General features: G+C 59.3%; 6 protein-coding genes. All 6 read left to right on the top strand.

Features of this window, described 5'->3' with window-relative positions:
- Positions 1–221: 221 nt before the first annotated feature.
- Genes Q0106_RS06465 through bcsZ form a run of 6 tightly spaced genes read left to right on the top strand, consistent with a single transcriptional unit; the run spans position 222 to position 7,459 of the window.
- Positions 222–422: a hypothetical protein gene (locus tag Q0106_RS06465; protein WP_297610509.1), complete on the top strand. Its 201-nt coding sequence runs from the start codon at positions 222–224 to the stop codon at positions 420–422.
- A gap of 12 nt (positions 423–434) precedes the next feature.
- On the top strand, positions 435–1,202 hold the full coding sequence (locus Q0106_RS06460; RefSeq protein WP_297610506.1) for a cellulose synthase operon protein YhjQ/BcsQ: 768 nt from the start codon (positions 435–437) through the stop codon (positions 1,200–1,202).
- Positions 1,199–1,525 (top strand): hypothetical protein, encoded by a 327-nt coding sequence (locus Q0106_RS06455; RefSeq protein ID WP_297610503.1) that lies wholly within the window; start codon positions 1,199–1,201, stop codon positions 1,523–1,525. The genes Q0106_RS06460 and Q0106_RS06455 overlap by 4 nt, the downstream gene beginning before the upstream one ends.
- A 50-nt stretch (positions 1,526–1,575) precedes the next feature.
- Positions 1,576–3,975: a UDP-forming cellulose synthase catalytic subunit gene (bcsA, locus tag Q0106_RS06450; RefSeq protein ID WP_297610498.1), complete on the top strand. Its 2,400-nt coding sequence runs from the start codon at positions 1,576–1,578 to the stop codon at positions 3,973–3,975.
- Positions 3,972–6,299 (top strand): cellulose biosynthesis cyclic di-GMP-binding regulatory protein BcsB, encoded by a 2,328-nt coding sequence (locus tag Q0106_RS06445; protein WP_297610495.1) that lies wholly within the window; start codon positions 3,972–3,974, stop codon positions 6,297–6,299. Before bcsA ends, Q0106_RS06445 begins: the two co-directional genes overlap by 4 nt.
- A complete protein-coding gene (gene bcsZ / locus Q0106_RS06440) occupies positions 6,296–7,459 on the top strand; it encodes a cellulose synthase complex periplasmic endoglucanase BcsZ (RefSeq protein WP_297610492.1) in 1,164 nt (387 codons plus the stop codon). The genes Q0106_RS06445 and bcsZ overlap by 4 nt, the downstream gene beginning before the upstream one ends.
- The last annotated feature ends 2 nt before the right edge of the window (positions 7,460–7,461 follow it).

The following is a 7,461-nucleotide window of genomic DNA, read 5'->3' as shown; positions in this document are numbered from 1 at the left end:
GGCAGGTTCCTACGTGGGCCGTGAGGTAGGGGTAGCGCGCTCAGGCGCATTCATAAGTACGCCGACAGAACAATTTAGATTATTCAGAGCCTTGCCTACAATCGCGTTAAAACAAATACTCCATTCATAGTCCATCCGCGCCTATGTGCGCTATAGGCAACAGCTAAACCGAAAGTAAGGCATGTTGATAAAATGGCCATGCTTACTCAAATAACAAAAATATGACGCTGCTGCCCGAGGATGTAATACGGCTGAGTCGAATTGAGCGCTTTCGCGCCGACGGCTATCAAACGATGAAGAAGGACGCTTCGTCGTTAGCCCACGTACGCCCGCTTTTTTCCGATGTGCTGCGCCTGCGTCTCGAGACCATCTCTGAAGAGAGCAAGAACACGAAGTTCAAGTCTCCTGAAGAAAAAAATTAGGAGTACCTCCTCGTGATTCTGCAAATTCAAAATCTAAGATCCGGAGCAGGAGCGAGCTTCCTTGCGGCTTCTCTCTCCTGGCACTTCTCGCATATGAGGAGAAAAGTCCTGGCGCTCAGCATCAGTGCGTCGTCTGCTCCGCTCGAGCTGTATTTCAACATTCCTATTCCATGCCGGGACGGCTGGCTGACAAGCGTCCGGGGAGGCTTCTCTCCCTTCGACGCCTTGTGGCGCTACACCCCTTCGCTTTACGTGCTGCCTCTTGGCAGCGCCGAATTCTCTGATTCACGCTGGCATTCACGCTCTCTTCAGGTCGAGGCCTGCTGCCGCCTGATCAGGGAAGCGCTAGATCGAGGCTTTTCAGATATCGTTGTAGATGCCGGTAACGGGAATGCGCCCCAGCAAAACTGGGCGGCGGGCATCATGAGCGCCCTCGCGGACGTCATTTTCACTGTCGGAGAACCCGATGCCGGCTGTCTGATGACTCTGGCCGGGAAAGAGCTGCACGCCAAGGAATCCGTCGTTCTCAACAAGGTTCGCCCGGAAAGCTTCTCCATGAAGGAGGCTAAGAAATTCCTCGAGGTCCTTCCCGTCGTCTCCGACCATCTGGCGCCCGTCGACATACCCTTTGACGATCTCGCTCTGGAAGCGAGCTTTCTGAAGCAGCCCATTGCACAGACGATGCCCGATGCGGCGAGCTCGCGCACCATCACCAGCCTTGGCTGCTGGGCAAGGCGTCTAGTAAAGCGTCCGGCCTCGCGGGAAGGATATTCATCATGAAATCCTTCCTCTCACTCATTTCGGGCCCTGTGATTGAGTATCGGCAGTCGATGAGCAGGCTGTGGCTCTCTGCAGAAACTGCCCTCAGCTTCATCGTCAACAGCATTCTCCTCTCTGCGGCTTGGCTCCTCTTCCCTCTTGAAAATGAGGGTTGGGCATCTATTCGCCGGAACGCTTATTTCTGGTTCCCGCAGGTGAACTTCAAGTCGCTGCGCACGCTCGACTGCCTGCGCATGCTGATTCAAGCTCTCTTCATGCTGATTACTCCGCTGAAGGGAAGCTTACCCCCCCCTCCCTTCCAGGAAATGATCCGCATCGGCTGAAGAGCCGAAAAACAGAGAGGATTACGAACGAAGAAACTGCATCTCTAGGGATGCGCTTCGTCGGAAGCATCAGGGGATATCTGAGCATCCTCACTGAATTTGGGCACCGCATCGTCAGCACGCTGATCAACTTGATCACGCATAGTCTCGAGCGGCTTCCGAACGTTCACCGGCGGCTTCAGGCTGCGGGCGCTCGCCGGAGACTTGCCGTCACGAAGCTTGAGATCCTCGTGCTCATCCTGCTGATCTCGGCCGGGATTGCTTTGAGCGCGATCTGCGTCACGCAGCCGCTCGATACGCAAAATCAAACGATCTTTCTGATGCTTACGCTCGGAACGGCGCTCCTCCTCAGAGAGGTGCGCTCGCACCTGTCGCTGCTCCTCCTGATCATCCTCTCCATTCTGGTCTCCACCCGCTACTTGTGGTGGCGCTATTCGGAAACTCTGAACCTTGATTCGACCGCGGGAGCCGTCTGCTCGATTCTCCTCGTAGCTGCCGAAACCTATGCTTGGGTGGTGATGCTCCTCGGCTACTTTCAGGTGTTCTGGGTGCTCGACAGAAAGCCCATCCCCTGCCCTGCGGACAAATCGCTCTGGCCGCATGTAGACGTATTCATTCCGATCTACAACGAGCCCCTCGACGTGATTCGACCGACAGTCAATGCGGCCGCCTCCATGGACTGGCCGGCGGAAAAGCTTCATGTCTGGATTCTCGACGACGGCAGCCGCGACGAAATCGAAAACTTCGCCCGCGCCGCGGGCGTGGGCTATATCCGCCGTGAGAAGCACGATCATGCCAAGGCCGGGAACATCAATCACGCGCTCACCCTCGTGAAAGGCGACTTCGTCGCGATTTTCGACTGCGACCATATTCCGGTGCGTTCTTTTCTTCAGCTCACCATGGGCTGGATGCTGAAGGACCCGAGCATCGCACTCGTGCAGACGCCGCATCATTTTTATTCGCAGGATCCCTTTACGCGCAATCTCGGTCTTACGTCGCAGGATCCGGATGAAAACTCGCTCTTTCACGATCTGATCCAGAAAGGGAACGACACCTGGAACGCCACCATGTTCTGCGGGTCCTGCGCCGTCATGCGGCGCAAGGCGCTCGATCAGGCGGGCGGCATTGCCGTTGAGACGGTGACGGAGGATGCCCATACGTCGCTGCGGCTCAATCGCCTCGGCTGGTCGTCCGCCTTTATCGGCATTCCGCTTGCGGCGGGGCTCTCCACCGAGACGCTCTCAGGTCATGTCGGCCAGCGCATCCGCTGGGCGCGCGGAATGATTCAGATCTTCCGGACTGACAACCCGTTTGCCGGACGAGGACTCAGTCTCGGGCAGAGACTCTGCTTTCTCAATGCCATGATCCATTTCCTTCATGGCCTGCCGCGGCTCATCTTTCTCCTTGCGCCGATCCCGTATCTCTTTTTCGGAATTTACGTCATTGAGGCAGACCCGGCATCGCTCTTCGTCTTCGTGCTCCCGCATATGCTTCATTCAGCGATCACGACCTCGATCATTCAGCGGGGACACCGGAGCCCCTTCATTTCCGGCGTCTACGAGGCGATTCTCTCCTGGTACATCCTGGTGCCGACGACCATGGCGCTCATTTCGCCTAAGCTCGGCAAATTCAACGTGACCGTAAAGGGCGGCACCATCGAGCACGAATACCTCGACTGGACGCTCTCAAAGCCCTATCTCCTGCTTATCGGGATCAACGTCGCCGCGCTCTTCTTCCTCTTTTATCAGCTCTCTTTCGTCGATTCTCCGAGCTATCTCACGCTCGCCATCAACGGCGGCTGGACGATCTACAACCTCATCATTCTCTTTGCTGCCGTCGCGGTGGCGGTGGAAACAGTTCAGGGCCGCAAATTCCCAAGAGTTCATCAGGATCTTCCGGCCATGCTGAGGACGTCCGACGGCCGCCTCTGGTCGGTCCGCCTCACCGACTATTCGCAGCGCGGCGCGCGCATTGAGATTCCTGCGGAAGCGGAGGGTCTTTTTGTGGCGAATCAGGAGGCTTCGCTCGTCATGACGAGGGACGGCATCATGCACGACTTCCCCGTCATCATCCGCCGCGCCTCCCACTCGTCCCTCGGCGTCGAACTGGTCCGCATGACGCCTGAGCTCGAGCGGGCCTTCACGCAGTGCACGTTCTCCCGGGCCGACTCCTGGGTAAGGGAAAAAGCTGCGGATGAAACCTCGATGACGGGCGTGATGATGCTTTTCCATTTTGCTGCGCTCGGCTGCTCAGGAATTCTCAAAAACCTTCCGCACCGCCTGAAGCGCTTTTTCTACGGCGCGCTGCGCCTCATGAAGCCTCTTCTTGATTTTCTTCCCCGCCCGCCGGGCTGCCAGCCAGCGGACGCCGTGCTTTTCGGCCGGGAAGCGCTGGAGAGAGCCTCAGTCAATTCCGGATTCCCCGCAGCCGGCAAAGGAGCTGCGTCATGAAGATGAAGACCTTTATTTTCCCCCTCATCGCCTCCCTTTTCGTTCAGGGAGCCTGTTGGTCGACGGCTTGCGCCGCTGAAGGACCGGAACAGAAGGGCGCCGCTCCGGCGCCTGACGAAATGACGAGCTTTGCCGAGGCGCTCGCTCGCCCCCGCGACTCGAGAGCGGAAGCGATTCCCCCAAAAACGGAGCTCCTTCCGCTTGCGTCGCTTGCTTCCGGAGGGCCGTCGCCCTCAATCCGGCTGACCGGCATCTGGCCCCGGCAGACGTTCGAATTCGTCATGCGCCGCGATGAAATCATCACGGCCTCTGAGCTCACGCTCTACTGGACGCCTTCGCCCGCGCTTATTCCCATCCGCTCCCAGCTCATTGTCCGTCTGAACGGCCAAGTGCAGAAGGTTCTTCCGATCACCCGCGAAATGCTCGGGACGAAGAATCAGTCCGTCGTCCCGCTTGACCCCAAAAAGCTCAAGGACGCGAATGTGCTTGAGCTCGAATTCATCGGCGAATACGACAATGTCTGCACGACGCCGACCTCGCCCACGCTCTGGCTGACGGTGGATGATGCAAGCCAGCTCTCCCTCTCCCGGCAGAAAATCCGTGTGGCGGACGACCTTTCCCTCTTCCCGGCACCCTTTGTCGACCCGCACGACAAGAGCATGATGCGCGTGGGCTTCGCCTTCAGCAGCGCCCCTTCCGAGGGAGAGCTGAGCGCCGCCGCAGTGCTCGCCTCCTACTTCGGCGCCGAGGCCGACTGGAGGGGCGCGGATTTCCCTTCCTACTTCAATCTGATTCCGCCTGAAGGTCATTTCGTCGCGTTTTATACGTCTGAGCGGCATCCGGAATTTCTGAAGGACTGGCCCGAACCCCAGGGGCCGGAAGTAGCCATTGCGGACGCTCCGCTTTCGCCCTGGGCGAAGATGCTCGTCATTGCCGGAAGAAATGATGCCGAACTCATGGATGCGGCCCGGGCCGCCGCGAGCGGAAGCGTCCTTCTTTCGGGATCGCGCTCGCGCATCCGCGAAGCCGTTCAGCTTGCCGCCCGCAAGCCCTACGATGCTCCGAAGTGGATCGATACCACGCACGCGACGACCTTCGGCGAACTTGCCGAATACCCCGGCGCGCTCACGACGCGGGGGGCGGAACCCTGGCCCGTGCACCTGACGCTCCGACTGCCGCCCGACCTCTTCGTCGTCAACCGCTCGAGCGTGCCGGTGCACCTGCGCTACCGCTATACGCTTCCGGAACCGAATTCACAGGCGCAGCTCCGCTTCCGGGTGAACAACACCCTCGTTGAAGCTCAGCGCCTCACGGATCAGGGTTCAAGCGAAACAGTCAACCGCGTTGCAGTAGTGGATTCAATCGCGAGCATGTTCGAAATGCTCGACATCCCGACGATCCTCTTTGATGCCGTCAACACCCTCGAATTCGATTTCCGCTACTCGCTTTCGATTTACGCCGGAACGCCCGAAAACTGCCGGACCGTTACGCTTATTGACCAGCAGTGCGAAATCGATCCGCGATCGACCATCGATTTTTCGGGCTTTTATCACTATGCGGAACTTCCGGATCTCAAGCTTTTTGCGCAGTCGGGCTTTCCCTTCACGCGCATGGCGGATTTTTCGGATACCGTCTTTGCCTTCAGCGGCGCGCCTACGCCTGCAGAAGCTGAAACGCTCCTCAATGCCTCAGGCCGTCTCGGAAGTCTCACCGGCGCCGTCGGATTCAGAGCAGACGTGAGAATTGACCCGAAACCGGAATCCCTTGCCGACAAGGACATTCTTCTCATCGGCCGGCTCCCGAAGTCCGTGCTTGAAGGCCCGGACGAAGAGAAGCCGGCGCTGCTCATTGACGCGCTCTCTCGGGAGCTTCTCACGGCGCGCGGCATCCCAGGCATGAATCCCGAAAAGCGGAAGCTTTCCGCACCCGAAGAGCGCTTCTCAGTGCTCGCTGCCGGCACGCTTGCCGCCCTGACCGGGTTCGAATCGCCGATTACCTCCGGGCGCTCAGTCGTCGCGCTTCTCGCTGCCGATCCGACGGGATCGGAACGACTCAGCGCGAGCCTTGCCGACCCCTCGAAGCTCCTTGACTCCGCCGGTTCCGTTTCGTTCATCCGCGAAAACGGCGCACTCAATTTTTATACGGCGCCGGGCTACACCGTGGGGAGCCTCCCATGGCACCAGCATGTCTGGTACGTCATGCTCGAGCACCCGTTCCTTCTCATCCTGTGCGCTCTCGGCTGCGCCATTCTCATCGGCTGCCTGATCTACGCGCTGATGAGAATCCGCATTCGTTCCCGTCTTTCTGAAGGAGGGAGCAGATGATGACTCATTCCCTTCGACTTATCGCCGCACTGGCGCTCTCTGCGGCGTTCCTCGCGCCTCCGCCGTCCTCTGCCGCTCATGCCTCCCTGAATTCGCCCTCAGCCTCAGCATCCCAATGGCAGGGTTGGGATCTCTGGGAAACTTTCGCGAAGGGTGCCCTTGAAGGGGGCAGAGTCGTCAATCGTTCGTCCGACAATCTCTCCACCACCTCGGAAGGAGAGTCCTATGCGCTCTTCTTTGCGCTCGCTGCAGATGACCGCGAGAACTTTGCGCGGATTCTCAGCTGGACGGAAGACAATCTCTGCGGCGGCGACTGCACGAAGAGGCTCCCGGCGTGGCTCTGGGGCCGCCGCCTCGAGAAGGACCCGAAAACAGGCGCGGAGACGGAAGTCTGGGGCATTCTCGACCGCAATAATGCGGCTGACTCGGATCTCTGGATCGCGTATGCGCTCCTTGAAGCCGGAAGGCTCTGGAAGAATGCGGATTATCTGCAGAAAGGCCGCGGCCTCTCTGAACTCATTCTTTCGTCTTCCTTTGACATCCCGGGTCTCGGACGCGTCATTCCGCCCGGCGAGGCGGGCTTTAGCAGCCGCAGCCTCGCCCGGCAGAACCCGAGCTACTATCCGCCGTTTCTTTTAAAGCGCCTCGAAGCGGAAAACCCCGCCTGGCGCGATGTCCGCATGGGCGCCATGCGCACGATTCTGCGGGGATCGCGTTCGGGCTTTTCCGCAGACTGGGCGGACTTCGACCAAACCGGTACGGCGCACGGCGTCAATTCTGAACTCGGCTCCTGGGATGCCGTCCGGGTCTACCTCTGGGCTGGCATGACTTCCGCTGAGGATCCGGATGCGGCGGTATTGAAGCGTGCGCTCCGTCCCATGATCCGTACCGCGGACGCCGCTGGCATTCCGCCCGAGCGCGTCGAAGGCGCTTCGCTCACCCTGAGCGGACCGGGTCCGGATGCGTTTGCGGCATGTCTCCTGCCCTGGACGCGCAATACCCGAACCGGCGCCTTTGCGAGAACGCTTCTCGCCAAAAATGAAATTTCAGGATACGCCTACTACAAAAGCGTTCTGACGCTCTTCGGCCTCGGCTTTGACCGGGGCGTCTTCGCCTTTGATGCCGAAGGGCGTCTGATCAAGCCGAGGGCTATGCCATGAAG

This window comes from uncultured Sutterella sp., assembly GCF_937923675.1.
Taxonomy (GTDB): Bacteria; Pseudomonadota; Gammaproteobacteria; order Burkholderiales; family Burkholderiaceae_F; genus Sutterella.
The sequence above is the reverse complement of the archived record's forward strand: the minus strand, read 5'-3'. Positions and strand labels throughout refer to the sequence as shown.

Coding starts and splice junctions, on each gene's coding strand:
- bcsZ (WP_297610492.1), top strand. CDS start 6,296: ATGATGACTCATTCCCTTCGACTTATCGCCGCACTGGCGCTCTCTGCG.
- bcsA (WP_297610498.1), top strand. CDS start 1,576: ATGCGCTTCGTCGGAAGCATCAGGGGATATCTGAGCATCCTCACTGAA.
- Q0106_RS06455 (WP_297610503.1), top strand. CDS start 1,199: ATGAAATCCTTCCTCTCACTCATTTCGGGCCCTGTGATTGAGTATCGG.
- Q0106_RS06445 (WP_297610495.1), top strand. CDS start 3,972: ATGAAGATGAAGACCTTTATTTTCCCCCTCATCGCCTCCCTTTTCGTT.
- Q0106_RS06465 (WP_297610509.1), top strand. CDS start 222: ATGACGCTGCTGCCCGAGGATGTAATACGGCTGAGTCGAATTGAGCGC.